Origin of the sequence: Bacillus cereus, assembly GCF_025917685.1 — a bacterium.
GTDB classification, from domain to species: Bacteria; Bacillota; Bacilli; order Bacillales; family Bacillaceae_G; genus Bacillus_A; species Bacillus_A cereus_AT.
On sequence record NZ_CP089518.1, the window covers coordinates 447,103 to 472,341 of the forward strand.

The window sequence follows — 25,239 nt, forward strand, 5'->3', positions numbered from 1 at the left end:
TATAAAAAGAGAAACAGTGATGATTTTTACATAACTTTTACATATATACACAGTTCTTTACAATTGAAGTAAATCCTCTACAATTGATCCGTCTGTTTCACCTAAGTGTAAACCGAGTAGTCTAGCGATAGTTGGACCTTCATCAATAAGTCTCATATACGGGATAGTAACACCGCTTTTTATCCCTTTCCCAGCAGCGATAAAAATTGTTTCATAGTTAGGTTTTGTTGGAGAGTATCCATGTGTACCAAATGTATATTTTTTACTAGGCGTAACATCTTTTTCAGTAATTTCTTTTATAAAATCTCCTATATAGTTTTCAGTGAAATAATATCCTTCACGCGCTTCTAACATAAATAAACAATTACCATCTGCACCGCAGTCTTTTGCAGCTTCATCATGAAGCATAAATTCAATACCGTTTTGTTTATTTTGAAGCAGTTCATCAAGTAGTAGCTGTACGTCTCGAATTGTATCGGTATCGTTCTTATCTTTCACATATACATAGGCAGATCCGTCACAACTTTGGCAATAGGCCTTCCAGTCTACTAATTTTCCTTTGGAATTTATAGATATAAGCCCTTTTTGATGAAATAGTACATTTAATTGAATGGCTTTGTTTTCACTTAAAGCGCTATGATCACCAAGAGCGATAATTGTACTTTCTTCGTATAGGTCACTGTCTTTTAAAGCTTGAATAATTTTCCCTAGTCGCTCATCATGTCTATGAATTGCGGCTATTGTTTCTTTTGATTCAAAGCCGTGATAGTGTCTTTGAGTGTCTAAATCGGTGAAATGTACGAACATAACATTAGGCTTTTTCGTATGGATTGTATGTACAGTAGAAGCGAGGACGAAATCATCAAGTTCAGGCTGTGACAGTCCATTTCGTATATGACCGAAACGACGATTTAAATCTAGTTGATATAGCGGACTACCGCTAAATAATGAAACTAAAATTTGATTTTGCCACGGTCTATTTGGAAAGATTTCTGGTAAATTGTAATCAATATTTGCTCTTCCAGTAACAGGCCATAGAAGGGCAGCTGTCGTTAAATTTGCTTTGCGTGCTTCATCGTATAAAGTTGTTCCTTTAATGGACTTTCGATACCAATGCCAATCTGGTGACTCACGTCCTGGTTGAAGTAATGTATTGCTGACAACGCCATGTTTATTAGGATAGTTTCCAGTAACGATTGTTGAGTGACTTGGATATGTTACAGAAGGATAAATAGGTTCCACTTTTTTTGCAATCGCACCCCTGTTTATTAATGTTTGGAAATTAGGGAGTTTTTGTAATATAGGAAAATCTAAAGCTGATAAGCAATCGAAAGATAAAATAATGACGTGGTTTGTTAATGCTTTATCCATAAAGTTCCCTCCTGATTATATAAAACCTATTCTTATATATTACTATTAATACCTAGTGATAAAAATATATTTCTAGGTGAAAATTTATTATTTATTTTCAGAAAAATTAAACATATAATTAAGTATAAGAGAATCCATGGAAGGAGGAAACAATATGGATTGGCTAGATGGATTTGGTATCTTTTATATCATTGGCGGAATTACGATTATCCTTGTATTTGCTATTTCGTATTTACTAAAGAAACGGTTTCCAAACAAACAGTTCGATATTATATTTGCACTTAGTTTAATACTTCTTTGCTTAGCATCCTTTCCGGTTACAATGATGGTAATTGGTGGATGGGAAGGAATGGGATATGGATTTATTGGTTTCTTCGTTCTACTTGGTACACTTATCGGTATGATTGCACATCAACTTGTAAAAATCACGAGAAAAAGCTACGTATAAAACTGCAAAAAATGAAAAGAATATATAAAAATGAGAAAATTAGCTATTGTTTAAAAAAAGAATTTGTATTATGATAATCAACAAATTTATTTCGTTATAACGATGAAAAAGGACTAGTACATGTTCAACCTTTTTATCAGAGAGAGAATCCGCCCGGCTGAAAGATTCTTAAAAAGGCGATATGGAACCTACCTTTGCGTTCTGTATATGCAGCGGGAATTCCCCGTTATCAAAAAGAGAGCATGCGCAATTTTTGTGCATGAATCAGGGTGGTAACGCCGGCAAAGCTCGGTCCCTATTTAGGGGCACGGGCTTTTTTGTATTTTCAAAAGGAGGAAGACGGACTATGGCAAAAGAACAAGTACAAGCGATTACGAAGATGGAAGAGGACTTTGCACAGTGGTACACAGATATTGTAAAAAAAGCAGAACTTGTTGATTATTCAAGTGTAAAAGGATGTATGATTTTACGCCCGTACGGCTATGCCTTATGGGAAAATATGCAAAAAGTGATGGGTGAGAAGTTGAAAGCAACTGGTCATGAAAATGTGTATATGCCAATGTTTATCCCAGAGAGTTTATTGCAAAAAGAGAAGGATCATGTAGAAGGATTTGCTCCTGAAGTAGCATGGGTGACACATGGTGGGGATGAAAGGTTAGCGGAAAGACTTTGTGTACGCCCTACATCTGAAACGTTATTTTGTGAGCATTTTTCAAAAATTGTACAATCCTATAATGATTTGCCGAAGCTATATAATCAGTGGTGTTCAGTAGTTCGTTGGGAGAAAACAACGCGACCATTCCTTCGTACGACTGAATTTTTATGGCAAGAGGGTCATACAATTCATGAAACAGCAGAGGAATCTCAAAATGAAACATTAAATATTTTAAATTTGTATGCTGCTTTTTGTGAAGATTACCTAGCCATTCCAGTTATTAAGGGGCAAAAAACAGAAAAAGAAAAGTTTGCCGGAGCGAAGGCAACTTATACGATTGAAAGCTTAATGCATGATGGAAAAGCACTTCAAACAGGAACATCTCATAACTTTGGGACGAACTTCTCAGAAGCATTTGATATTAAGTTTTTAGATCGTAACGGTAAATGGCAATATGTACACCAAACATCTTGGGGTGTATCAACAAGGATGATAGGTGGACTGATTATGGTTCATAGTGATAACAATGGGCTTGTAATGCCACCAAAAGTTGCTCCAGTGCAAGTTGTTATCGTACCGATTGCGCAGCATAAAGAAGGTGTGTTAGAAAAGGCAACAGAGTTACAAGGGCGTATTCAAAACGTTGCACGTGTAAAAGTAGATGCTAGCAATAAAACACCTGGTTGGAAATTTAATGAGTATGAAATGAAGGGAATTCCAATCCGATTAGAAGTTGGTCCAAAGGATATTGAAAAGAATCAAGTCGTACTTGTAAGAAGAGATACGAAGGAAAAAGAGTTTATATCAATGGATCAATTAGAAGAACGCATTCCATCATTACTTGAGGAGATTCATCATTCTTTATTTAATAAAGCAAAAGTATTTAGAGATGAGAGTACTTATAGTGTGACGAATTTCGAAGAGATGAAAAAAATAGCTGATGAAAAACAAGGTTTTATTAAAGCAATGTGGTGCGGAGAACTAGCTTGTGAAGAAAAATTAAAAGAAGAAGTTGGAGTATCTTCACGCTGTATGCCTTTTGAGCAAGAGCATTTAGCTGACGAATGTATTTGTTGTGGTAAAGAAGCTAAGCAAATGGTGTATTGGGGAAAAGCGTATTAATACTCTTTTTTATAGATGATAAAAAGGACCTTGGATTGTATGATAAAATGCGATCCAAGGTCCTTTTTCATTTTATTGTTTGTATCATGTAATTTTTAGATGGAAGGATGTTATTTTTTTATTTTGCGTTTTTACGACGAATAAATAGTAACATACCAATTAGGAATGTTGAAAGACCAATTAAAATAGAAGCAGGATAATGTGTTGCAGTATTAGGTAACTTATCGCCTTGTTTTACTGAATTATCTTTTACTTTGCCGTTTTGAGAGCCGTTATCACTTTGAGAACTGCTGTCGCCTTTAACACGGTTGCCCCCCTGAGAGCCACCACCTTGAGAATTGCTGTCGCCTTTAACACGGTTGCCTCCCTGAGAGCCATTGCCGCCTTGAGAACCGTTACCACCAGAACCGTTGCCACCAGAGCCACTGCCACCAGAGCCACTGCCACCAGAACCGTTGCCACCAGAACCACTGCCGCCAGAACCACTGCCACCAGAACCGTTACCACCAGAACCGTTGCCATCAGAGCCACTGCCACCAGAGCCACTGCCACCAGAACCACTGCCGCCAGAACCACTGCCACCAGAACCGTTGTCACCAGAACCGTTGCCGCTAGAACCACTGCCACCAGAGCCACTGCCACCAGAACCGTTGCCACCAGAACCACTGCCACCAGAGCCACTGCCACCAGAGCCGTTGCCACCAGAACCACTGCCGCCAGAACCATTGTCACCAGAACCGTTGCCGCCAGAACCACTGCCGCCAGAACCGTTGCCACCAGAGCCACTGCCGCCAGAGCCGCTACCGCCAGAACCGTTGCCACCAGAACCACTGCCATCAGAGCCATTGCCACCAGAACCATTGCCGCCAGAACCACTGCCATCAGAACCGTTGCCGCCAGAACCACTGCCATCAGAGCCATTGCCACCAGAACCGTTGCCACCAGAACCACTGCCACCAGAACCGTTGCCACCAGAACCACTGCCACCAGAACCGTTGTCATCAGAACCGCTACCACCGGAGCTGTTGCCGCCAGAACCACTATCGTCTTGAGAACCGCTGTTTCCTGGTGGTTTATTATTATCTTTTGAGTTGCCTTCTGCTAAATGATCGTTATTTTGTACAATTGCGTTTGTTACTGGAGAGAAGTTTTCCGTTGCTGCATTACCGATATTTAAACCACTAAAAAAAGATAAAGAGAGTGTTGATGCTAAAATGAAGATTTTCGTCATTGTTTTCCTCCTAAGAAATTAATATTCCATCTAAAATACATCCCTTTGTAATATTTCATAGGAAAAAGAGTTTTATGCAAAAAAAACTATATATAGAAAAAGGTGGTGTATTTCTAAAGAGAGAAAAGAGTTAGTGTAAACTCTTTACCCCGCTATTCGCCGGGCAGTAAGACCCCCACCTCAAAATTCAGCGAAAGCAAAGAAGTTAGGTGGGGGGCGGGCTGCCCGTAAAAGCCCGATTGGTGAGAGCTGATTAAAGTTTCACTTTATAAATAGTAGAGCAATGAGAATTTTACATTTAGTACAGTAGAGGAAGTGACAGCAGATGAAAGAATATATTGCATTTGATATTGGTGGTACACAAATTAAATATGGAATTGTTTCAGAAACAGGAACAGTACTAAAGCATAAAACAGCTCCAACAGAAATTCATTTGGGTGGGGAACAAATCATTCAAAAACTTATTCTTCTATCCCGAAAATTAATGAATGAACATACGATTTCGGGAATTGGCATTAGTACTGCGGGAATTGTTAATATTCATAAAGGAGTTGTAACGGGAGGGGCGGAGCATATTCCGAACTACGCGACTATTCCTATTATTGATAGATTGCAAGAGGTATTACAAGTTCCTGTGTCCGTTGAAAATGATGTGAATTGTGCAGCTTTGGGTGAGAAGTGGAAAGGTATTGGAAACGGAAAAAGAAATTTTATTATGCTTACTCTTGGAACTGGTATTGGAGGAGCGATTTTTATAGATGGAGAGTTATACAGGGGACATTCTTTTAGTGCTGGTGAATGGGGAAATATGTTAATAGAAGGAAAGCAGTTTGAAGAGGTCGCTTCCATTTCAGGGTTAATTCGTCTTGTGCGAAAATACAAAGGGGAAAGTGATTGGAATGGAAAAACAATTTTCGAATTGTATGATAAAGGAGATAGGGAAGTTACGCAAGCAGTTGAGGTTTTCTTTAAACATTTAGCGATTGGAATTAGTAACCTTGCTCATATTTTTAATCCAGAAATGATTGTTATAGGTGGCGGAATTACTGATAGAGGAAATCAGTTCTTAAAAGAAGTAAAAGAAGAGGTAGAAAAATATTTAAACAAAGAGATTTATAATAATTGTGAGATTAAACTTGCACAAAACGGTAATTGTGCAGGAATGATTGGTGCTATTTACCACTTCTTACATCATCATAAGTAAATTATATGAATGTTTTCATATAACTGAGAATTTATCCTTTTTATCACTAGGTAAATAATGCTACAATATAAGGGAAGAATACAATATTTTCCGCCTTGGAAAATGCTTTGTAGAAAGGAAGAAACTGCATGCCTATTATTTTAGAAAAAGGTCAAAAAATCGATTTAACGAAAGGACAACCAAAAGTAGCAAAACTACAGGTTGGCTTAGGCTGGGATCCAATTGGGCAATCAGGTGGGTTTCTGTCTTCATTATTTGGAAGTAAACCAAATGTAGATTGTGATGCATCTGTTGTTATGTTAGAAGGGGATCGTTTTTTAAACAAAAACGATTTAGTTTACTTCGGAAACAAACTTTCTACTTGTGGTAGTATTATTCATTCAGGAGATAATTTAACAGGTGAAGGCGCTGGTGATGACGAAACAATTTTCGTAGAATTACATAAAGTTCCGAGCCGTATTAATCGTTTAGTATTCGTTGTAAATATTTATGACTGTGTAAATCGTCGTCAAGATTTCGGGATGATTCGTAATGCATATATTCGCATTCAAAACCCGCAAACTGGTGAAGAATTAGCACGCTATAATTTATCGGATAATTATGCTGGCAAAACGACTCTAATTGCAGGTGAAATGTATCGCCACGGAAGTGAATGGAAGTTTTCAGCTGTTGGAGAAGGTACACAAGATAAAAACTTAAGTGAGATTGTATCACGTTATCAATAAAATAAACCGGGGAGGAATTGAATATGGCATCAATTTCATTGAAAAAAGGACAAAAAGTAGACTTAACAAAAACGAATCCAGGTCTTTCAAAAGTTCTTGTAGGACTTGGTTGGGATACGAATCGTTATGACGGACAAAACGATTTCGATTTAGATGTTAGTATTTTCTTAGTAGGTGCGAATGGTAAAGTTTCAGGAGCAGAGGATTTCGTCTTCTATAATAACCCAAAAGGTGCGAATGGTGCTGTAGAGCATTTAGGAGATAACCGAACTGGTGAAGGTGAAGGCGATGACGAATCGATTAAAATAGACTTGAAAAATGTTCCTGCACATATTGAACGTATTTGTTTCACAATCACAATTTACGATGGAGAAGGCCGTAGCCAAAACTTCGGACAAGTTTCTAACTCTTTCGTACGTATTCTAGATGAAGAAAAGAATGCAGAATTAATTCGTTACGATTTAGGAGAAGATTTCTCTATTGAAACTGCTGTAGTAGTAGGAGAGTTATACCGTCACGCAGGTGAGTGGAAATTCAATGCAATCGGAAGTGGATTCCAAGGTGGATTAGGTTCTCTATGTAATAACTTTGGTTTAGATGTAGAGTAATAGACTTATATATCCATCAGTGAAATGTATATTTACTGATGGATATATTTTTAAAGATTAAAATATAGAGGTGAATATAAATGGTTATTCAGTTACAAAAAGGACAGAAGATTGATTTAGGTAAGACAAGCCCTGGTTTAACAAAAGCGGTAATTGGTCTTGGGTGGGATATTAAATCTTATGATGGTGGATCTGATTTTGATTTAGATGCATCGGCATTCCTATTAGATGCGAATGGAAAATGTACGAAGGAAACTGATTTTATTTTCTATAACAATTTACAGTCTCCTTGTGGATCTGTTCTGCATACAGGAGATAACCGCACAGGTGAAGGTGAAGGCGATGATGAGCAACTTGTTGTAGATTTGAAAAAGGTTCCAGCAGATGTTCATAAAATTGCTATTACAGTTACAATTTATGATGGAGAAGGCCGTAATCAAAACTTTGGACAGGTTGCAAATGCATTTGTTCGCCTAGCAAATGAAGAAACGAATGAAGAAGTTCTTCGTTTTGATTTAGGAGAAGATTTTTCTATCGAAACAGCAGTTGTCTTTTGTGAATTATACCGTCATAATGGACAGTGGAAGTTTAATGCAGTAGGAAGCGGTTTCCAAGGTGGATTAGGTGCGCTTGTAAGAGCGTACGGCCTGGACGCATAGGAAAGGAAACGACATTCGTTTCCTTTTTTTGACCTTTCTATAAATCTAGCAAAGAATAGGGGATAAATGTAAGATGAGTATTTTGCAAGGAATCCTTGATACGTATGCTCAGTTTTTCGACTTGGACATGTGGATTAAAGTGTTGCAAGATCCAGTATCTTGGGGATTAATTGGTACACTTGTTGTACTTGAAGGATTGTTATCTGCTGATAACGCACTTGTGTTAGCAGTAATGGTAAAACACCTTCCGGAAGAGAAACGTAAAAAAGCATTATTCTATGGACTTATTGGAGCTTATGTATTCCGCTTTATTGCAATTGGAATCGGAATGTTCTTAATTAAATTAGCATGGGTAAAGGTGTTAGGTGCACTTTACTTAGCTTGGCTTTCAATTAAATACTTCATTGATAAACGAAAAGGTAATGCAGAAGAAGAAGAGGCTCATGGTATGAACCAAAATAGCATTCTCTTCAGAATGTTTGGTGTCTTCTGGGGAACGGTTGCGATGGTTGAGTTAATGGATATTGCGTTCTCTGTAGATAGCGTACTTGCTGCATTTGGTGTATCGAATGAAGTTTGGATTTTATTATTAGGCGGAATGCTTGGTATTTTAATGATGCGTGGTATCGCTGGCGTATTCTTAAAATTGTTAGAGCGTATTCCAGAACTTGAAACGACAGCATATATTTTAATCTTAATTATTGCGGCAAAAATGCTGTTGTCTGTCATTCATATTGAAATAAGTCATATGCTGTTCTTTATTATTTTAGTTGTAGCGTTTGGAGCAACATTTATACTTCACTACATGAAGAATTCTGGACAAGCTAAAGAAGAAGTTGCAGCTACTAAAAATGAACATAAATAATTGAAATGGGTTTGCTCGTTATACGAGCGCCCATTTTTTATAACTAAAAATAGTTTATAATAGAAGAGAGACTTTATAAAAAACGTAAATGTTTTTGGAGGTGAACTGTTGTGTTCTCACGTTTTACACTTCAACCATGTGCATTAAAAGAAGAATCAGATTTAAAGCAATTTGAAGCGCTTTTAGAAAAACGCCCACAATATGAACTGACAGAGAATGAGATGAAATTTAGTTATATAGCGACTCGTATTCTTGGTGTTCCCAATGATGTAGATGAATATTTCAATGAGCTATTTGATTATAGTGAAGCAAAAGGGATCGAGGTTTTGCATGAACGAAATTTAAATAAGGTAATTGATCCCGAAAAACTGCGCCATATTCAAGAAGTTTTTACATTACATCAAGAAGCACCGAATGGACTTACAGTAAATAGACTTGTAGCCCATTTGTCTGGAAAACAACTATTACCGCAAGTAGACAATCCTGATTTACAGCATTATATACATACGACGTTTATTTCGGTATTAAAATTGTATGAAAAACAACATAATCAATCTTTAAAAACAGAAGGGTTCCGTCGTTTCTTAATCGATATGATTAAATTAAGTGAAAATTACGTAGCGAAGTGGTTCTCTACGATTAATTATAAGAAACAAATGCCGCGTATCGTTTGGTATGGTGATGCGCAGGAAAGTCGTATATATTTCTTATATTTTCTTATTATGCTCGGTTGTGATGTGCTTTATTATCACCCGGAAGGAAAAGATGGCTTTGAGATTATTGATGAAGAGGGAAGGACTTTTATTGTGTCTCATCCAGGTCGTATTTCTCTTGAACCATTCCCAGATCGCCGCCGCGAGCGTGTTGCAACAGTAGCATATCAGGCTTCGAAAGAAATTGAACAAGTACTTCACCACGATAATTCACTACTGTACAAGCCGTGGCAATTCCGTTCATATACACCTGTAGCTCGCACGTTAAAAACGACATACGATGAACTCTTTTTAATTACGAAAGAAAAGGCGTTTGTACGCCCAACCTTCTTTGTTGAAAATAAACACATTTATATCCCTTCTTTATTTGCGAAAATATCAGGTGTTTCCAAAAATGATAAAGAATATTTTCAGCGACTAAAGGCTGTTACATCATTTGATAACAGTTTATTAATTAATACATTTCCATTTACGAAAGAACAAAAAGCAAATTTCCAATATCATTACAGAGATGCATTAGATCGCGGGGGGAAATTACATCCAGATTTAATTATGAATAGTCATTGGTGGCCACATAAACGTTTACCAGAAGGTTTACAACATGGTATTGCAGAGGCAATCATTCATACGTGCGAAAGTGAAATGTGTAAGCCAATTGCAAAAGAGACGAAACAAGATGTAGCATTGTATGTTTTTGCACAGCTTTCTCAAATCCCACCGAACATTTTAGAACAGCTTGAGAAATTTGATTATTCACAAGATGTACCGAAAATTGTTATATTTAATAATGAGAAGAGTGGAGAATTAACTCGTTCTGATGCAGTTTTATTACTATTTTTAAATCAAATTGGAGTAGATGTATTCCACTTTAATCCAACGGGAAGAAACGATATTGAACCGTATATTGAAGCAGGAGCATTTGATTCTCATTGGCTTGAAGAAGTTAATTTCGATCTTGAGTTTCATGGTTCATCAGCCTATAAAAATTTATCACAAACAATAAAAGGACTATTTCGTCCATTCTTATAAGGAAAGGGAGAATACCATATGAATAATCCAGTCGTACTAGATTCGAAAACAGAATTAAATGAGCAAACCGCACAAGATGTGCGTTTACAACTTAGACAAGATGCAGATGTGCAACGTATTTATAACGCAGTAGATATTAAAGACCAATTAGAATTAATTGAACTTGGAAAAGAACCTTCTATGGAAATTTCACGTTTTGCTGATCAAATTTTACATACAATGTCTTTATCAAAAATAGAAGACTCTGGTGAATTATTAAAACAACTTGGTAAAATTATGGACAGATTTGATAGTAAAGACTTTGCTGAAGAGAAAAGTGGTTTCTTCTCTCGCATGTTCAAAAAAGCGGATAAAATGATTGAACAAATCTTTAGTAAATATCAAACGATGGGCCGAGAAATTGATAAAGTTTATGTGGAAATTACGAAGTATCAAGATGAAATGAAAAAATCAATTGGTACATTAGATGGCCTGTATGAGCAAAACTTAAAATATTACTTAGACTTAGAAAAGTATGTAGTAGCAGGAGAAATGTTATTAGATCGTTTAAATACAGAGCTAGTTCCGATGTACGAAGAGCGTGTACGTAATAATGATCAATTAGCAGGTATTGAATTAGAATCTCTGAAAAACTCTGTTGAAATTTTAGAACAACGTATTGACGATTTAGAAAAAGCACGTATGGTTGCTCTACTTACAGCACCACAAATTCGTATGATTCAACGTGGTAACAATAAATTAATCGGTAAGATCAATACGGCATTTATTACAACAATTCCTATCTTTAAAAATGGTATCATCCAAGCTGTAAATGCGAAACGTCAAAAGCTAGTTGCAGATTCTATGGCTGAACTCGATCGCCGTACGAATGAATTACTTAAGAAGAATGCACAAAATATCGCAACGCAAAGTGTGGAAGTAGCGAGATTATCAGGTTCTTCTAGTATTAAGATGGAAACGCTTGAAGAAACTTGGAATATTATTTCGAGAGGTATGCAAGAAACACAACAAATTGAAGAGCAAAATAAACGTGAGCGTGAAGAAAGTCGCAAACGTATGGCTACATTAACAGAGAATATTAAAAAAGAATTACAAGGATAAATGGAAAGGCAATGAGGAACAATCCTCATTGCCTTTTAGTTTCTTCTAACTAATTTAATGATTTCATTCAAAACAAGCGGAATGATACTTAATAAGAGAACAAAGCCCCAATCTCGCATTGTTAATGCATGTACACCGAATATATTTGCAAGAGGTGGGATGGAGATGATACAAACTTGCATAAGAACCCCGATAAGAAGTGAGAAGACTAAATATTTATTTGTAAATAGCCCAATTGAAAAAATGGATTTCGTTCTTGAACGCAAGTTAAATGAATGAACGAGCTGAGAAAAACTAAGAACAACAAATGCCATCGTTTGAGCATGTAATAGAGCATCTTCATCAATTTTCTCTGGGAAAAGAGGAAATAAGTTTGTATCTCCGGTATAGAATTTTGCCCCGACGATAAAGGCTGCTAACGTTAAAAGTCCAATTACAACCCCGTTGAAAATAAGAAAAGGAACGCTACCACTAAATAGGCTTTCTTTCGCGCGTCGTGGCTTTTCTTTCATCACATCTGAATCTTCAGGGTCAACACCAAGTGATAGCGCAGGAAGTGTGTCGGTAATTAAATTGACCCACAAAATGTGGATTGGGCGTAAAGGTGTCGCCCAGCCAAGTAAAATTGCTAAAAATAACGTGATAATTTCTCCAAAGTTACAAGACAGTAGGAAGAGAATAGATTTTTTTATGTTCCGGTAAATATTTCTACCTTCTTCAACGGCTTTCACGATAGATGAGAAGTTATCGTCTGTTAAAACGACATCTGCTGCGCCTTTTGCGACATCTGTCCCTGTAATGCCCATTGCTACTCCAACATCTGCTTGTTTTAAAGATGGAGCATCATTGACGCCATCACCAGTCATAGAAACGATATTTCCTTTAGCACGTAATGCTTTTACGATCTTTACTTTATGCTCTGGAGAGACTCTAGCGAATACATTTAAGTGATTAATTTTGCTTGCTAGTTCTGTATCTGAAATGTTATCTAGTTCAGTTCCGATCATAATTTCAGATTTTTCTTCAGCGATACCAAGTTCTTTGGCAATTGCAAAGGCGGTATCCTTATGATCGCCAGTAATCATAACTGTACGAATACCAGCTTTTTTACACTCTGTAATGGAATCTTTTACTTCTGTACGTGGTGGATCAATCATACCGACAAGACCGATAAAGATGAGGTTTTCTTCGAGATGATTTATATCTACATCGTTCGCATTATGTTGTTTAAATGCGAATGAAAGTACTCTTAAAGCTTCTTGAGACATTGACCCGGCAGCTTCTAATATTTGATTTTTATCAGCATCTGTTAGAACTTCGATTTTACCGCTTTTAAATATGTGGGTACATCGAGGTAAGAGTTTATCAATAGCACCTTTCGTCATGCTATAGTAGCTTTCATCGTATGTATGCACGGTCGACATCATTTTACGATCTGAATCGAAAGGCAATTCGTTAACGCGTTCATGTATTTTTTCTAAATGATCCTTTTGCATGTTAAAAGTGTTTCCAGCAACGAGAAGCGCAATTTCAGTCGGGTCTCCAGTTTGTGAGTCATTATTGTAAGACGCATCATTACATAGCACCATATTTTCTAACAATAGACGTTGCGCATCATTATTTACATCTAGATTTTCTAAATGATCGTATGTGTTATCACTATAAAAGTGAGTAACAGTCATTTTATTTTGTGTTAACGTACCTGTTTTATCTGAACAAATAATTGTGACAGAACCGAGAGCTTCAACAGCTGGTAGTTTACGAATAATAACATTTTGTTTAATCATACGCTGAACACCAATTGCAAGAACGATGGAAACGATAGCTGGTAAGCCTTCTGGAATGGCTGCAACAGCTAAACTAATTGCAGTCATAAACATTTCTAACGTATCTCGTCCTTGTAAAAAACCGATGAGAAACATAATGACGCAAATAGCTACAGCGACAAAGCCTAAATATTTTCCTACCTGTGCTAAGCTTTTTTGAAGTGGTGTCATATCATCGTCTGCTTCATGTAAAAGGGTAGCAATCTTACCAATTTGTGAGTGCATCCCAGTTTCAACAGCAACGCCGACGCCACGTCCGTATGTTACTAGCGTCGACATAAAGGCCATATTTTTTTGATCGCCTAATGGTACTTGCTCATCACTTTGCATGGAAGGGTGGTAGATTGCATCTTTATCGACAGGGACAGATTCACCAGTTAGGGCAGATTCTTCAACCTTTAAATTAGCAGTTTCGATAAGCCGTAAATCACATGGTATATATCGTCCGGCATCAAGCATAACGATATCACCTGGAACGACGTACTCAGATGGGATTTCTTTAAGTTCGCCGTCTCGTTTTACGATAGCTTTAGGTGTCGCCATTTTCTTTAGTGCTTCTAAAGCTTGCTCGGCCTTGGATTCTTGGATGACACCAATAACTGCATTTAAAATAACAACGAGCGCGATAATACTTGCATCGGCCCATTCACCTACAAAGGCGGAAATAAGGGCAGCAATAATAAGGACGTATACGAGGACGTCGTTAATTTGGGAGAAAATGCGTTGCCATAAAGTACGTTTTTGTTTTGTTGTTAATTCATTAGGGCCATATTGCTTTAAACGTTCATTTACGATTTCATCTGTTAAACCGTGTTGTTCATTTGTTTCTAGATCGATTAATGTTTGATCTTTCGTCTTACTGTACCAATTGCTCATAAGTAAGCACCCCCAGTAAAAACAGTTAGCAATGGTAGTGTGGCAATTTTTTTAGAGTAGTATGTATGGAGAAAAAAATCTAAGATGAGGTTCTACTTTCATTGTACAGTATTTTAGAATGTGATGAGGAAAAGCGCAGAGTTGTCATGAATTTGTTGAAATTAAAAAGAGCCTCTATTTATGAGGCTCTTTGTTATTTTTTAATTAATGTACCTAACTCTTCTGTAATAGCTTGCATTTCACTAATGCTAAATGTTTCACGTTTCATAACATGCTCATAAATGTCACGTAAGTCCTCGTACATTTCTTCGTTAAAGCTAGCTGCTCTCATTGCCCCAGCATTAACCATGCGTAGTTTTTCTTTAATAGCTTCTACCATGTATTCAACGTTTTCTTCTGATTTTACGGATAAATCCACCGAAGTGTCCCCCTTTAAAATAACATAAGGATATCTTAACATTTTTTATCATTTTCGTTAATGAAACTTTTCAATCCTATTAAATTAGTAGGGATTTCCTTTATAATTAATAATTGGTTGTTTATACTATAAGTATATATAAAGAAATGCACCAAGAAGGGAAGAAACAAAAATATGGTCCAAGTATTGTTTGTTTGTTTGTCTTGGGAACATTTGCCGTTCTCCAATGGCAGAAGCGATTTTTCGAGATTTTGTCGTAAAAGAGGGACTCGAAGAGAAAATTGTCATTGATTCTGCAGGAACTGGAGATTGGCATATTGGTCATCCACCACATAAAGGAACACAAAAAATTTTAAAAGAAAATGAAGTCGCTTTTGAAGGAATTAAAGCAAGGCAAGTAGAAAAAGAAGACTTAACAAAGTTTGATTATATTATTGCCATGGACAACAAGAATATAGCAGATTTAAAAAGTTTAGGTAAAACTGGAGGCTATATTGGTATGCTGTCCGATTTTGTTCCAGACGGTGGCTGGACAGGCGTTCCTGACCCTTACTTTACAGGGAACTTCCAAGAAGTGTATGACCTTGTAACAGAAGGGTGTGCAAAGCTATTAGCTTTCATTCGAAATGAACAAGGAATATGAGGAAGCTTAGAAAGAAATACTTTCTAACATAAGAAATGAAAGGGTGAAGGAATATGGCAAAGAAAAATAATATTGCTCGAAATATTGCGATTGGTGTAGCTGCAGGTGTAGCTGTATCTATGTTAAAGAAAGAAAACCGTGAAAAAGTAAAAAATACGGCAGAAAAAGCAAAAACAAAGATGATTGAAATTGGTGAAAATGCGAAAATCAAAGAAAAAGTGCAAACTGTTACAGATAAAGGACGCGAGCTTGCTGATTTCAATGTAGTGAAAGCGAAAGTAGCAGAAATTAAAAAATTGACGCCGTCTGTTGTAGAAACGTTAAAAGAAACGAAAGAAATTTTTAGTAAGAGAAAAGTTGAGCGAGAAGAAAAGCCAGAAACGATTGAAATTCAAGCTGTATCTCCGAAGGTAGATGAGCTTAAAGCAGAAGAAGAGCCGGTAGTTGCTGAAGATGGCGGTATGAAAGAAGCGCGTGAATTATTTATGAAAGACTCAAATGCAGAGGAAAAAAAAACTGAAGCGTACATTGAGTTAAAGCAAGATAAAGAAGAGAAGAAAAGCGTTTAAACATATATGAGAAAAATTTTAGAAAAGGTGAGAAGAAATCGCACTTATTCGTTTGGAAAAGATTTATATGACCGGACAATGCGCGATGATGTAGCGGGCTTGGCAGCACAGCTCGCTTATTTCTTCTTGCTTGCAATTTTTCCTGGGCTCGTTTTCTTAATTACGCTTCTTGGATTTATTCCCATTCAAACAGAGGATGTGCTTAGTTTATTAGAGGTTTATGTACCAGATGATGCGATGAACTTAATTGAAGTAAACGTAGATAAAGTTGTAAATCAGCAAAATGGTGGTTTATTATCATTCGGTTTACTATCGATGTTATGGTTTGCTTCAAACGGGGTGAATGCGGTTATGAACGCTTTTAACCGCGCCTATGATGTGAACGAAACACGATCTTTTATTAAAACAAGAGCGTTATCAATTGTGTTTACATTAGCTATTATTTTTATGATTGTCTTTGCTTTAATTGTCCCGGTATTCGGACAAGTTATTGGAGCAGCGGTGTTTAAAGCGCTCGGTTTATCAGATAGTTTTTCTTACGTGTGGAGTATTACGCGGTTAGTAGCGAGTTTCTTCGTTTTATTCGCATTGTTTAGTTTTTTATATACATTTGCACCAGATCGAAAGTTAAAAAGAAGAGAAGTCATTTCAGGAGCAACATTTGCTACTGTAGGATGGATTGTGGTATCGTACTCATTTGCTTATTATGTAGATAAGTTTGCGAATTACGCAAATACATATGGTGGTCTCGGTGGTATTATTATTTTAATGTTATGGTTTTACTTGACTGGGTGGGTAATTTTACTTGGCGGTGAAATTAATGGCTTACTCCATCATTATAGAACGGGTGACAATAATTCCCGTAATGAAAAGTGAGCTCTTGTTCCATAATAAAAGGGAACAGGGGGGATATTTCATGAGTAATAATAAAAAGAATCACAACAATAAAAATAACAATAAACAAAAGAGCAGTTCGCATCCAAAGCATAAAACGAGTAGTAGTGCGAACGGGCATAATAGCTACCATTAGAAAAAAACGGGTCCTCTATGAGGGACCCGTTTTTATTTGTTTCCTTTTAATAATCGTAAGCCATTCAAAATGACAAGAATCGTACTTCCTTCATGCCCAATAACACCGAATGGAAGAGCTAAAAATTGCAAGAAGTTTGAACAAATCAGCATTGCAATTACAGCTAGCGAAAAGATTACATTTTGCTTCACAATACGGTTCATTCGTTTTGATAAACGGATTGCTTGAGAGAGACGAGATAATTCGTTCTTCATGAGAACAACGTCTGCAGTCTCTAATGCTACATCTGTTCCTTCACCCATTGCCACACCAATACTAGCAGTAGCGAGCGCAGGTGCGTCATTTATACCGTCTCCGACCATTGCTACTGTACCGTACTTTTCTTTTAACTGCTTTATCGTTTCAACTTTCGTTTCTGGTAAACATGATGCGTAATATTCTTTTATATTACTTTCATTGGCAATTGCTTTTGCTGTTTCTTCATTATCACCAGTAATCATGATTGCTTCTACACCAATGCTTTGCAAATCACGAATAGCGGCTATTGTTTCTTGGCGAAGGGTATCTTTTAAAGCGATCAGTCCAAGAATACCATCCTCATCACTAATATAAACGACAGTTTTTCCCTCTTTTTCAAGTGAGGTAGAAATGCCATTATGAAATGTTTTTGTTTCTTCTCCGATAAAATCAGCTTTACCAATTTTATAAGCGTTGTTTTCTAATATTCCTTTTAATCCAAAACCAGTTACATCTTCAACGTTTTCTGGTTTTTTTATCGTAATGTCGTAAGCATGTTTTGCATATTTAACAATTGCTTCTGCTAAAGGATGTGTAGAGTGACTTTCAATCGCTGCTGTAATAGAAAGTACTTCACTTTCTGCTATGCCTTCTCGAACATATACATCTGTTACAGTAGGTTTTCCTTGTGTTAATGTTCCTGTTTTATCAAAGGCAATCGCCTTTACTGAAGCTAGACGTTCTAAATGAATACCACCTTTAAAGAGAATACCATTTCTCGCTCCGTTTGAAATTGCTGATAAAGTTGCTGGTGTAATGGCTGCAACTAGCGCACAAGGAGAAGCGACTACAAGTAAGATCATAGCGCGATAAAACGTTTCATTCCAGCTCCAATCAAGTAAGAAATGAGGGACGAACATCATAAGCGCAACAACGAGTAGTACACCTTTTACGTATGTTCCTTCAAATTTTTCGATGAATAGTTGTGATGGTGATTTTTCGCTTTGTGCACTTTGAACGAGACGAATAATCTTTTGGAATAATGTTTGATCGCTCGGTTTCGTAATTTTAACTTCGATAGCACCACGTAAATTTACAGTGCCGGCAAATACTTCATCGCCGAATTTTTTCTCATTCGGAATAGGTTCTCCTGTAATAGCTGCTTCATCAATATTTGTTTCACCATTATGAATTGTGCCATCAGCAGGAACACGCTCACCTGGCTTAATTAAAATAATATCGTTAATTTCTAATTGTCCAACGGGAATACGTTCCTCAGTTCCGTTGGAAATACGTAATGCTTCTTCCGGTTGTAGATCAAGAAGCGCTGAAATTTCTTTTTGGCTTTTACTTAATGTATAAGATTCCATTGCTCCACTTAATGCAAAGATGAAGATTAAAATAGCACCCTCTGCCCAGTAGCCAATAATTGCAGCACCGATAGCTGCAAAGAGCATGAGCATTTCAACATTTAGCTCTTTCTCTTCAATTGTGTCTTCGATACCTTCTTTCGCTTTTGCAAATCCTCCAACTATATAAGCAAGGATATAGAAAGTAATACCTGCACTTATTGCCTCATTTTTTGTGAATAACCAACCAGCTAAAATGAAAATACCAGATGCGATTGCAAATATAAGTTCATAATGTTTCTTTAATGTGTCCCATAAAGAGGGATTGGGAATATCTTTTTTTTCTTGTAATGTTTTTACTTCTGAGTTCATTAATACTCGCTCCTTCCGAATTCTTATTGAGAAAAAGAATCAAAATCGAAACCCCTATAAAACGACGAAAGCTGCCATCCGTAACGGATAGCAGCATTTCTGTTGAAACTGATTTTAATAGTTATTAAGTTGTAATTATTCTACAGTATAGCATATGTTTTTATGAGATGATATGTTTTTGTTTCTATTATAAACGGAAAACTTGTGTTTTTGCACTTCCTTTGGTATATATGAATATTGTTCATAAAAAGATCGGAAAGGAAGACAGCAAGTTGAAGACAGAGAAATTTTTCACCCATCCGATTGGCGTATTTATTGCTGCAATAGTAGCAACCTTTTTATGGGGAAGCGCATTTCCCTTTATTAAATTAAGCTATGTTGAACTTGGAATTCAGCCACAAGAAGTCGGAGAACAAATATTATTTGCGGGTTATCGCTTTTTCTTATCTGGTGCAATGCTCTTATTATTTTTTAAAGCGTTAGGAAAAGATATGCAGTTCAAAAAGGGAACAGGGAAGCAGTTAGTTCAAATTGGTTTGTTCCAAACTTTTCTTCAATATATATGTTTTTATATTGGAATGAGTTACAGTTCAGGAATTGAAGGAGCGATTATTTCAGGAACATCATCATTCTTTCAAATTTTACTCGCGCACTTTTTATATAAAGATGATGCTCTAAATATGAGAAAAGTAATTGGGGTATCTATCGGTTTTTGTGGTGTGATTTTGGTGAATGTACCGAGTGATGGAAGCTTATCATTCCACTTTGGAATAGGTAGCTTATTACTTCTTGGGGCAGCAATGATGTATTCGTATGGAAATATACTAGCAAAAGAAGGTAGTAAAACGTTAGATATTGGGTATATGACAGCATACCAAATGATTTTTGGATCAATTGGGTTACTATGTATAGGGGCATTTCAAGTTGGAGTAATACCATTTACATTTAACCTACATGCAATACTTATGCTCATATATTTATCGTTCTTATCGGCAGCGGGATTTTGTATATGGAATACAATTATGAAGTATAACAAAGTAGGAAAAGTTTCGATGTATATGTTCTTTATACCAGTGTTTGGTGTGTTACTATCCAGTCTAATTTTAGGTGAAGCAATTCATTCCTTTGTACTATTTGGATTAGCATGTGTTGCAGCGGGAATTATTGTAGTAAATCGTGCTCCGGCTAAACAGAAAATTGAGCAAGAAAAACAGGTAGCATAGAGAACAGAAAAACGATTAAAATGGAAGAACAGCACTGTTCTTCTTTTTTTTACATAGAAAAAGGAAAACGTGCTATATGTAACGAAAAAAAGATAGAAAAAGCATTTATTGAGGAGAACATATTATGAATGTACTTTACATTGTGTTAGTCGGGCAAATTATTCTTTTTTTAATGGGAGCAATTTATGCAATAGGACAGACGAAAAGAACGAGAAATAATATGCCGTTGCCGTTAGTGGTTCGTCTTATTCTGAGTTTTTCTTTAACTGGTAGTGCAATTTGGATATGGTTACAAGATCCGTCGGTAGAATACAGTACATGGGTTGCACTTGGTATGACTTTATCAACTATAGGAGATTTATTTATGGCAGGATTGATTCCAATTGGTCATCGATTAATTGGAGGAATGGTTACTTTCGCTCTTGCACATTGCTTCTATGTGAAAGCATTTTTACAAACAGGTATTTCATGGAATGGTTTTTGGATTGGTTTACTCGTATACGGACTCTTTTTAATTATAGGATGGTTCTTTTTTATCCGAAATGAAAAACAGGATAAATTATTTACGATAGGGGCTCTAATTTACGGTTTGTGGGTCGGAGGAATGGCTTGTTTTGCATTCGCCTTATATTACGAGAATACAGGAATATGGTGGGTGCCAGCACTTGGTGGTTTATTGTTCGTGATTTCTGATTTTATTATCGGTGTTACAGATATCGGGGGGCGCAAACTGAAGTATGAACCACTTTGGATTTGGTTTACATATGTCGCAGCGCAGATGTGTATTGTATATGTAGGATTATAAAAAGATACTCTCAAAAATAGTAGATAGGCTATTTTGAGAGTATCTTTTTTATTACTATGCTACTATATTTTTCTGTTTGATTTATGTAGTACTTTATATTTTCTAAGCATGAATTTAATAGAAAAAGTCCCGCTTGGTAGATAGGGGATATAGTATATAAAAATAGCAAATTTATGAGAGTTATTATTTTTATATTTGTAATATTCTAATGTTGTAATTCAGAATTTTGTGGAAATTAATCGGTCGGAGTACTTATAATAAAAATAAAAAGATGATGAGATGGTGGAATGATGCAAAAGAAAAAACGTTTGCGTGAATTCTTTGAAATAATTGCAATAGCATGTTTATTAGTGTTTTTGGCAAAAATCTTTTTGTTTTTTCCTACGACTGTAAAAGGAGCATCGATGAGGCCGACGTTACAAGATGGAGATAAAGTAATCATTAATAAACTTGCCAAGAAATTTGAAAGTTATGAGAGAGAGGATATTATTGTCGTGAAGACAGATAATTTTTACGTGAAGAGAGTTATTGGATTGCCAGGAGATGTAATTGAGATGAAGAATGATCAATTATATGTTAATCATCAAGTGAAAAACGAAGAGTATTTAAATAATAATAAAAAACAGGCAGAAAAATTACTTATCAATTTAACTGAAGATTTTGGACCGATTACAATTCCTAAAAATAAAATTTTTGTGATGGGAGATAATCGTTTAGTTAGTAGGGATAGTAGGAACGGCTTAGGGCTCATTGATAGAACAGAAGTATTAGGAAAGCTCATGGCGATATATTATCCATTTGAACATGTGAAAATTGTAAATTAAAAATAAGAAAAACCAAGCGAATTAGTTGCTTGGTTTTTCTTGTTTAAACAGTTGATGTTGTATTTATCCCGCATCCACTGCCCATAAACGCCCGATTGATGCGGGCTAATAATCAGTGGGGGATGAACAAAAACCCCACTGATTAAAGTTTCACTTTATTGTTTCTTGTGAAGCGATAGTTTCAATATTTAACATGAATTTTTTTTGTAACAATTGCAATTTAAATAGTGTTAAAGGATCATGATAAGTTTCTGGATTGGTTCTTAGCTTTGTTAATGTTTGCTCATCTTCTTGTATTTCAAGTTGGGCCGCTTCTACAGTTTGTTTCAATATGCTAAGAGGGTCTTTAAAGAACATCATGATATCACGTTCTAGCGCACCTTCAAATACTTCAAATTGAAGGAAGAATTGTTTTGAAATCATCTGAGCAACTTCTGTATAATCTTCTGTTTCAATATATTGTTTATATTTATTTGATAGCATAGATTGGTTTTTTTGCATATTACCGAATAATTTCCCTGCACTTTTTAAGAAAAATTGTGTTGGTGTAAAGCGTAATAAAATATTGATGTTAGCCACTGTAATTCTGTTCGTCATTCTTGCAACATCTCTATCCCAGTCATCTAGTAATTTGAAATCGCAAGGAAGTTTAATACGCTCTTCCTCATAGAGTTTATTAAAGGTATCGCCCATTTCATCTAAATAAGCCTGAGCTTGGATGAATTCATTATGAGCAGTTTCAATCCACTCTTGAATAGACTGAGTAAACTTAGGAAGAAGCACTTGCTGTACATGCTTTTGAATTCTTTCATTCATTGCTACATTTAGTTCTTCATGGACTAATTTGAAATCACTATCTTCTTGAACGAGATCAGAGCAACTCTGCAACAATTCAGGGATTTGAGAATGTATATCCCGCGTAATCTCTTCTTTCGTTAAAAGATAAGATTCTGTAATAGAACGAATTTTATCTTTTTGGATGGCAGTAAGATTATTAATAAAACCATCAAGTTTCACTAAAATATGCTTATTCCAGCGGACTGATTTCACTAACGTATTTTCTAATTCCACACGTTCATTTAAAAGGTATGCAATTGTTTTTTGGATAAACCATAATAATTTTTCAATGCGTTCTTTTTCCACGTTACGCTGAGTAAGGTTAGAAAGAATAGAGTCTGTTACATTACCTAGCTGTTCACTACTCTCTTGGGAAGGAGAATAAGGGAACAATTGTGCTTCAGGGAAATGTACGAGTATTTTCTTTTTAATGTTGTTCGTGATGTTTTCGCTAGTATTCGTATCAATTGTTTGTAAGATGAATTGAATCTGTAAATTAGGTACTTGCTCACGAATATATAGTAATGTATTGAGCTCTTCATCATGTAATGGTGAAGCTGAATTTAGTACATAGATGAGACTATCTGCTGCCTGTAAGTATTCGAAATGAGAGCTGTTTTTGTCAAGTTGTCCATGCATAGTAGGTGTGACAAGGAATGAAAACTTATTTTTTCGTAAAAATCTACTTGGTAATTTAACTTCAATACATTTTTTTTCTAGTTCTGACTGAGAAGGTACCGCCAGTATGTTATGAAGTTCGTCAAAGTTTGGTATATTTCGTATATCTAGCTCTGTAAGCTCAGTTATTTCAGTTTGACTATCATCTTTAAATGTAATTGCAGTTGTTATAGTCTCATTTAATATATTTTCGCCTAGTATAGAGTTAATAAAGGCTGATTTATCATAATCGCTAGCTCCTGCTACTAGAAGTTGTGCAACGTTTAAATCGTATAACTCACGAACAAGTAGTGTGAATTGATGACCTAAATCTACATCATTCTTCTCAGCCCATACAGCAATCGTTTCAAATAATGTTGATACGTCAGCCATATCAACATTTGAATGAGCTGATGCATTTGAGAGTAAGGCACCTGCACTTTTTACAAGTAATGATTCTAGGGTTGTCGGTGAAACTTCATTCCATGCTAATACTGCTGCGGAGACAAGTAAAGAATCTTCCGCTTTTGTTAAACTAAACCAATTTGTTAATAAATCTGGTACAAGTCCTTGTAATTCGTGCATGAAATGTTGTCCAGTAATCAATTCGAAGTACGTCTCTTGATAGCGAGTAGAAATTTCATTCCAATCGTCATTAGCATCTACTTCAATATGTAAGAATAAGTGATTTATTGTTTGAATCCAAGGTAGATGGAATGATTCATTTTCATAGCTATTCCAAAGTGAAATAACAAGTTCTTTAAACTGAACTTGATCAATAGCGTATAAGGCTTTTAAAGATTCATAGAAATACTCAGGTTTTATTTTGTTGGTAAAGCCTCTGTTTACATAATTGATTAAAGTATCAAACCAGTGTAATGATTTTGTTCGAATTCCTTCTTGAACAGCGAGTTCAATAGCATTATTCCAATCTTCTTGTTTTTCATAGAATGATCGAGCGATTGCAGTAATATTTGGATAGTTCGGTTGAAACGCAACAGCTTCACTAATCGTCTTAAATGCTAGACCTAAACGATTTTGCTCGATATAAAGAGAAAGAAGTTGTAGGGAAACTTCCATCGTAAGAGTTGTATCTTCTGTTTGGATAGATGTATAAATTTCTTCTGCTTTTGGTAAGAAATCTAATTCGAAATAAGCATCTGCAATATTCTTCATGGCCCAGAGAGCAAGTTCATTATTTACTTTCTCCCATTTGAATATAGCGGCTTCAAAGTCTTTAGTTTGAAAATAAACTTCACCTTGTGCAAAGCGAATATTAGATATATTGGAGAATTCATTTTTCGATTCATTTATATATGCTTCACCGAGTACTTCCGTTACCGGGATGGAAGGGTCTTCTGTTAAAAATGTTTTATAGTAAATCTTTTGGATAAATTGTTTTTCAATGGTCATGTTCGTTCCCCCTGTATAATTTAGAAAAATGATGTTGTATGTAAAAGGGTGCGTGTTACTCTAATAGGTAGAAGTTGCATCATATAGACCAAACTATGTTTTTGCTAGATATATCATTTTTCCTGAGAGTTAAACCGTTGCAAAAAGTAACTTTCCTTTATTGTAACAAAAAAATAAGCCTATGAATTTTTATTTTTTAATCCTGCTATTTGCGGGCTGTCCGTAAAAGCCCGATTGCTGTGGGCTAATAATCAGTGGAGATGGACAAAACCCTACGGATTAAAGTTTTACCTTATCTCTGTTAAAGGAATGAATAGAAGTAGAGTTCAATATAAAAACACTGTATATTGAATATGTATACCATGTTTGCCTTAAAGATAGAACGGGCACAATATGGAATAACGATCGTGCATAGGATGTGTCTTCCGA

Annotated in this window: 21 protein-coding genes and 1 other annotated feature; of the genes, 15 read left to right on the forward strand and 6 right to left on the reverse strand. The window is 35.9% G+C overall.

From position 1 onward, the window contains the following. Positions 1-57 precede the first annotated feature (57 nt). Entirely contained in the window at positions 58-1,371 is a 1,314-nt protein-coding gene (locus LUS72_RS02290) for an alkaline phosphatase family protein (RefSeq protein ID WP_264448567.1), read from the reverse strand. A gap of 154 nt (positions 1,372-1,525) precedes the next feature. On the opposite strand from LUS72_RS02290, the gene LUS72_RS02295 reads away from it, so the two are divergent. Together LUS72_RS02295 and proS are read left to right on the forward strand one after the other, a co-directional pair. After that, the gene (locus LUS72_RS02295) at positions 1,526-1,819 is read left to right on the forward strand and encodes a YesK-like family protein (protein WP_141533598.1); all 294 of its coding nucleotides are present in this window, start codon (positions 1,526-1,528) and stop codon (positions 1,817-1,819) included. Positions 1,820-1,912: 93 nt separating this feature from the next. Then, positions 1,913-2,119: a binding site (T-box leader), on the forward strand. Between the two features lie 46 nt (positions 2,120-2,165). After that, positions 2,166-3,596: a proline--tRNA ligase gene (proS, locus tag LUS72_RS02300; protein ID WP_264448568.1), complete on the forward strand. Its 1,431-nt coding sequence runs from the start codon at positions 2,166-2,168 to the stop codon at positions 3,594-3,596. A gap of 118 nt (positions 3,597-3,714) precedes the next feature. Here proS and LUS72_RS02305 read toward each other — a convergent pair whose 3' ends face one another. Continuing rightward, positions 3,715-4,827, reverse strand: a complete 1,113-nt coding sequence (locus LUS72_RS02305) for an LPXTG cell wall anchor domain-containing protein (RefSeq protein WP_264448569.1) — start codon at positions 4,825-4,827, stop codon at positions 3,715-3,717. 325 nt (positions 4,828-5,152) lie between these two features. On the opposite strand from LUS72_RS02305, the gene LUS72_RS02310 reads away from it, so the two are divergent. The 7 genes from LUS72_RS02310 (at position 5,153) to LUS72_RS02340 (ending at position 11,731) form a co-directional block, all read left to right on the forward strand. Beyond that, positions 5,153-6,031: an ROK family protein gene (locus tag LUS72_RS02310; protein ID WP_264448570.1), complete on the forward strand. Its 879-nt coding sequence runs from the start codon at positions 5,153-5,155 to the stop codon at positions 6,029-6,031. Positions 6,032-6,159: 128 nt separating this feature from the next. After that, positions 6,160-6,756: a TerD family protein gene (locus LUS72_RS02315; protein ID WP_001121586.1), complete on the forward strand. Its 597-nt coding sequence runs from the start codon at positions 6,160-6,162 to the stop codon at positions 6,754-6,756. A gap of 23 nt (positions 6,757-6,779) precedes the next feature. Then, the gene (locus LUS72_RS02320) at positions 6,780-7,364 is read left to right on the forward strand and encodes a TerD family protein (protein ID WP_141533322.1); all 585 of its coding nucleotides are present in this window, start codon (positions 6,780-6,782) and stop codon (positions 7,362-7,364) included. An 80-nt stretch (positions 7,365-7,444) separates the two neighbouring features. Then, positions 7,445-8,023 (forward strand): TerD family protein, encoded by a 579-nt coding sequence (locus LUS72_RS02325; RefSeq protein WP_097828925.1) that lies wholly within the window; start codon positions 7,445-7,447, stop codon positions 8,021-8,023. A 73-nt stretch (positions 8,024-8,096) separates the two neighbouring features. Beyond that, positions 8,097-8,888, forward strand: coding sequence for a TerC family protein (locus LUS72_RS02330; RefSeq protein ID WP_097828924.1), 792 nt, complete (start codon positions 8,097-8,099; stop codon positions 8,886-8,888). A gap of 110 nt (positions 8,889-8,998) precedes the next feature. Continuing rightward, positions 8,999-10,630 (forward strand): YceG family protein, encoded by a 1,632-nt coding sequence (locus LUS72_RS02335; RefSeq protein WP_128856016.1) that lies wholly within the window; start codon positions 8,999-9,001, stop codon positions 10,628-10,630. A gap of 18 nt (positions 10,631-10,648) precedes the next feature. Next, positions 10,649-11,731, forward strand: a complete 1,083-nt coding sequence (locus LUS72_RS02340) for a toxic anion resistance protein (RefSeq protein ID WP_001064411.1) — start codon at positions 10,649-10,651, stop codon at positions 11,729-11,731. A 35-nt stretch (positions 11,732-11,766) separates the two neighbouring features. Here LUS72_RS02340 and LUS72_RS02345 read toward each other — a convergent pair whose 3' ends face one another. Further along, a complete protein-coding gene (locus tag LUS72_RS02345; protein WP_264448573.1) occupies positions 11,767-14,433 on the reverse strand; it encodes a cation-translocating P-type ATPase in 2,667 nt (888 codons plus the stop codon). 193 nt (positions 14,434-14,626) lie between these two features. Continuing rightward, positions 14,627-14,851, reverse strand: coding sequence for a DUF1128 domain-containing protein (locus tag LUS72_RS02350; RefSeq protein WP_000366197.1), 225 nt, complete (start codon positions 14,849-14,851; stop codon positions 14,627-14,629). A 226-nt stretch (positions 14,852-15,077) separates the two neighbouring features. Here LUS72_RS02350 and LUS72_RS02355 point away from each other — a divergent pair, with 226 nt between their 5' ends. Genes LUS72_RS02355 through LUS72_RS02365 form a run of 3 tightly spaced genes read left to right on the forward strand, consistent with a single transcriptional unit; the run spans position 15,078 to position 16,939 of the window. After that, positions 15,078-15,494: a low molecular weight protein-tyrosine-phosphatase gene (locus LUS72_RS02355; RefSeq protein WP_264448574.1), complete on the forward strand. Its 417-nt coding sequence runs from the start codon at positions 15,078-15,080 to the stop codon at positions 15,492-15,494. A gap of 53 nt (positions 15,495-15,547) precedes the next feature. Beyond that, positions 15,548-16,063: a DUF4075 domain-containing protein gene (locus LUS72_RS02360; RefSeq protein ID WP_002010240.1), complete on the forward strand. Its 516-nt coding sequence runs from the start codon at positions 15,548-15,550 to the stop codon at positions 16,061-16,063. A gap of 6 nt (positions 16,064-16,069) precedes the next feature. Continuing rightward, positions 16,070-16,939 carry a YihY/virulence factor BrkB family protein gene (locus LUS72_RS02365; RefSeq protein ID WP_097828920.1) on the forward strand — a complete coding sequence of 290 codons (870 nt, stop codon included), beginning with the start codon at positions 16,070-16,072 and terminating at the stop codon, positions 16,937-16,939. Between the two features lie 186 nt (positions 16,940-17,125). Here LUS72_RS02365 and LUS72_RS02370 read toward each other — a convergent pair whose 3' ends face one another. After that, positions 17,126-19,051 (reverse strand): heavy metal translocating P-type ATPase, encoded by a 1,926-nt coding sequence (locus LUS72_RS02370; RefSeq protein WP_097828918.1) that lies wholly within the window; start codon positions 19,049-19,051, stop codon positions 17,126-17,128. Between the two features lie 272 nt (positions 19,052-19,323). On the opposite strand from LUS72_RS02370, the gene LUS72_RS02375 reads away from it, so the two are divergent. From LUS72_RS02375 to lepB, 3 genes are all read left to right on the forward strand, one after another. After that, a complete protein-coding gene (locus tag LUS72_RS02375) occupies positions 19,324-20,274 on the forward strand; it encodes a DMT family transporter (protein WP_097828917.1) in 951 nt (316 codons plus the stop codon). A gap of 124 nt (positions 20,275-20,398) precedes the next feature. Next, a complete protein-coding gene (locus tag LUS72_RS02380; RefSeq protein ID WP_097828916.1) occupies positions 20,399-21,079 on the forward strand; it encodes a lysoplasmalogenase in 681 nt (226 codons plus the stop codon). Positions 21,080-21,366: 287 nt separating this feature from the next. Continuing rightward, the gene (gene lepB / locus LUS72_RS02385; protein ID WP_097828915.1) at positions 21,367-21,903 is read left to right on the forward strand and encodes a signal peptidase I; all 537 of its coding nucleotides are present in this window, start codon (positions 21,367-21,369) and stop codon (positions 21,901-21,903) included. A 150-nt stretch (positions 21,904-22,053) separates the two neighbouring features. On the opposite strand, the gene LUS72_RS02390 is transcribed toward lepB, so the two are convergent. Further along, on the reverse strand, positions 22,054-24,810 hold the full coding sequence (locus LUS72_RS02390) for a tetratricopeptide repeat protein (RefSeq protein WP_264448575.1): 2,757 nt from the start codon (positions 24,808-24,810) through the stop codon (positions 22,054-22,056). Positions 24,811-25,239: the final 429 nt, after the last annotated feature.

What these genes read in the sequence shown, in the direction of transcription:
- LUS72_RS02290 (WP_264448567.1), bottom strand. Translation starts at nt 1,371, where the DNA reads ATGGATAAAGCATTAACAAACCACGTCATTATTTTATCTTTCGATTGC.
- LUS72_RS02330 (WP_097828924.1), top strand. Translation starts at nt 8,097, where the DNA reads ATGAGTATTTTGCAAGGAATCCTTGATACGTATGCTCAGTTTTTCGAC.
- LUS72_RS02305 (WP_264448569.1), bottom strand. Translation starts at nt 4,827, where the DNA reads ATGACGAAAATCTTCATTTTAGCATCAACACTCTCTTTATCTTTTTTT.
- LUS72_RS02390 (WP_264448575.1), bottom strand. Translation starts at nt 24,810, where the DNA reads ATGACCATTGAAAAACAATTTATCCAAAAGATTTACTATAAAACATTT.
- lepB (WP_097828915.1), top strand. Translation starts at nt 21,367, where the DNA reads ATGATGCAAAAGAAAAAACGTTTGCGTGAATTCTTTGAAATAATTGCA.
- LUS72_RS02370 (WP_097828918.1), bottom strand. Translation starts at nt 19,051, where the DNA reads ATGAACTCAGAAGTAAAAACATTACAAGAAAAAAAAGATATTCCCAAT.
- LUS72_RS02295 (WP_141533598.1), top strand. Translation starts at nt 1,526, where the DNA reads ATGGATTGGCTAGATGGATTTGGTATCTTTTATATCATTGGCGGAATT.
- LUS72_RS02345 (WP_264448573.1), bottom strand. Translation starts at nt 14,433, where the DNA reads ATGAGCAATTGGTACAGTAAGACGAAAGATCAAACATTAATCGATCTA.
- LUS72_RS02325 (WP_097828925.1), top strand. Translation starts at nt 7,445, where the DNA reads ATGGTTATTCAGTTACAAAAAGGACAGAAGATTGATTTAGGTAAGACA.
- LUS72_RS02355 (WP_264448574.1), top strand. Translation starts at nt 15,078, where the DNA reads ATGGCAGAAGCGATTTTTCGAGATTTTGTCGTAAAAGAGGGACTCGAA.
- LUS72_RS02320 (WP_141533322.1), top strand. Translation starts at nt 6,780, where the DNA reads ATGGCATCAATTTCATTGAAAAAAGGACAAAAAGTAGACTTAACAAAA.
- LUS72_RS02360 (WP_002010240.1), top strand. Translation starts at nt 15,548, where the DNA reads ATGGCAAAGAAAAATAATATTGCTCGAAATATTGCGATTGGTGTAGCT.
- LUS72_RS02380 (WP_097828916.1), top strand. Translation starts at nt 20,399, where the DNA reads ATGAATGTACTTTACATTGTGTTAGTCGGGCAAATTATTCTTTTTTTA.
- LUS72_RS02365 (WP_097828920.1), top strand. Translation starts at nt 16,070, where the DNA reads ATGAGAAAAATTTTAGAAAAGGTGAGAAGAAATCGCACTTATTCGTTT.
- LUS72_RS02315 (WP_001121586.1), top strand. Translation starts at nt 6,160, where the DNA reads ATGCCTATTATTTTAGAAAAAGGTCAAAAAATCGATTTAACGAAAGGA.
- LUS72_RS02340 (WP_001064411.1), top strand. Translation starts at nt 10,649, where the DNA reads ATGAATAATCCAGTCGTACTAGATTCGAAAACAGAATTAAATGAGCAA.
- proS (WP_264448568.1), top strand. Translation starts at nt 2,166, where the DNA reads ATGGCAAAAGAACAAGTACAAGCGATTACGAAGATGGAAGAGGACTTT.
- LUS72_RS02310 (WP_264448570.1), top strand. Translation starts at nt 5,153, where the DNA reads ATGAAAGAATATATTGCATTTGATATTGGTGGTACACAAATTAAATAT.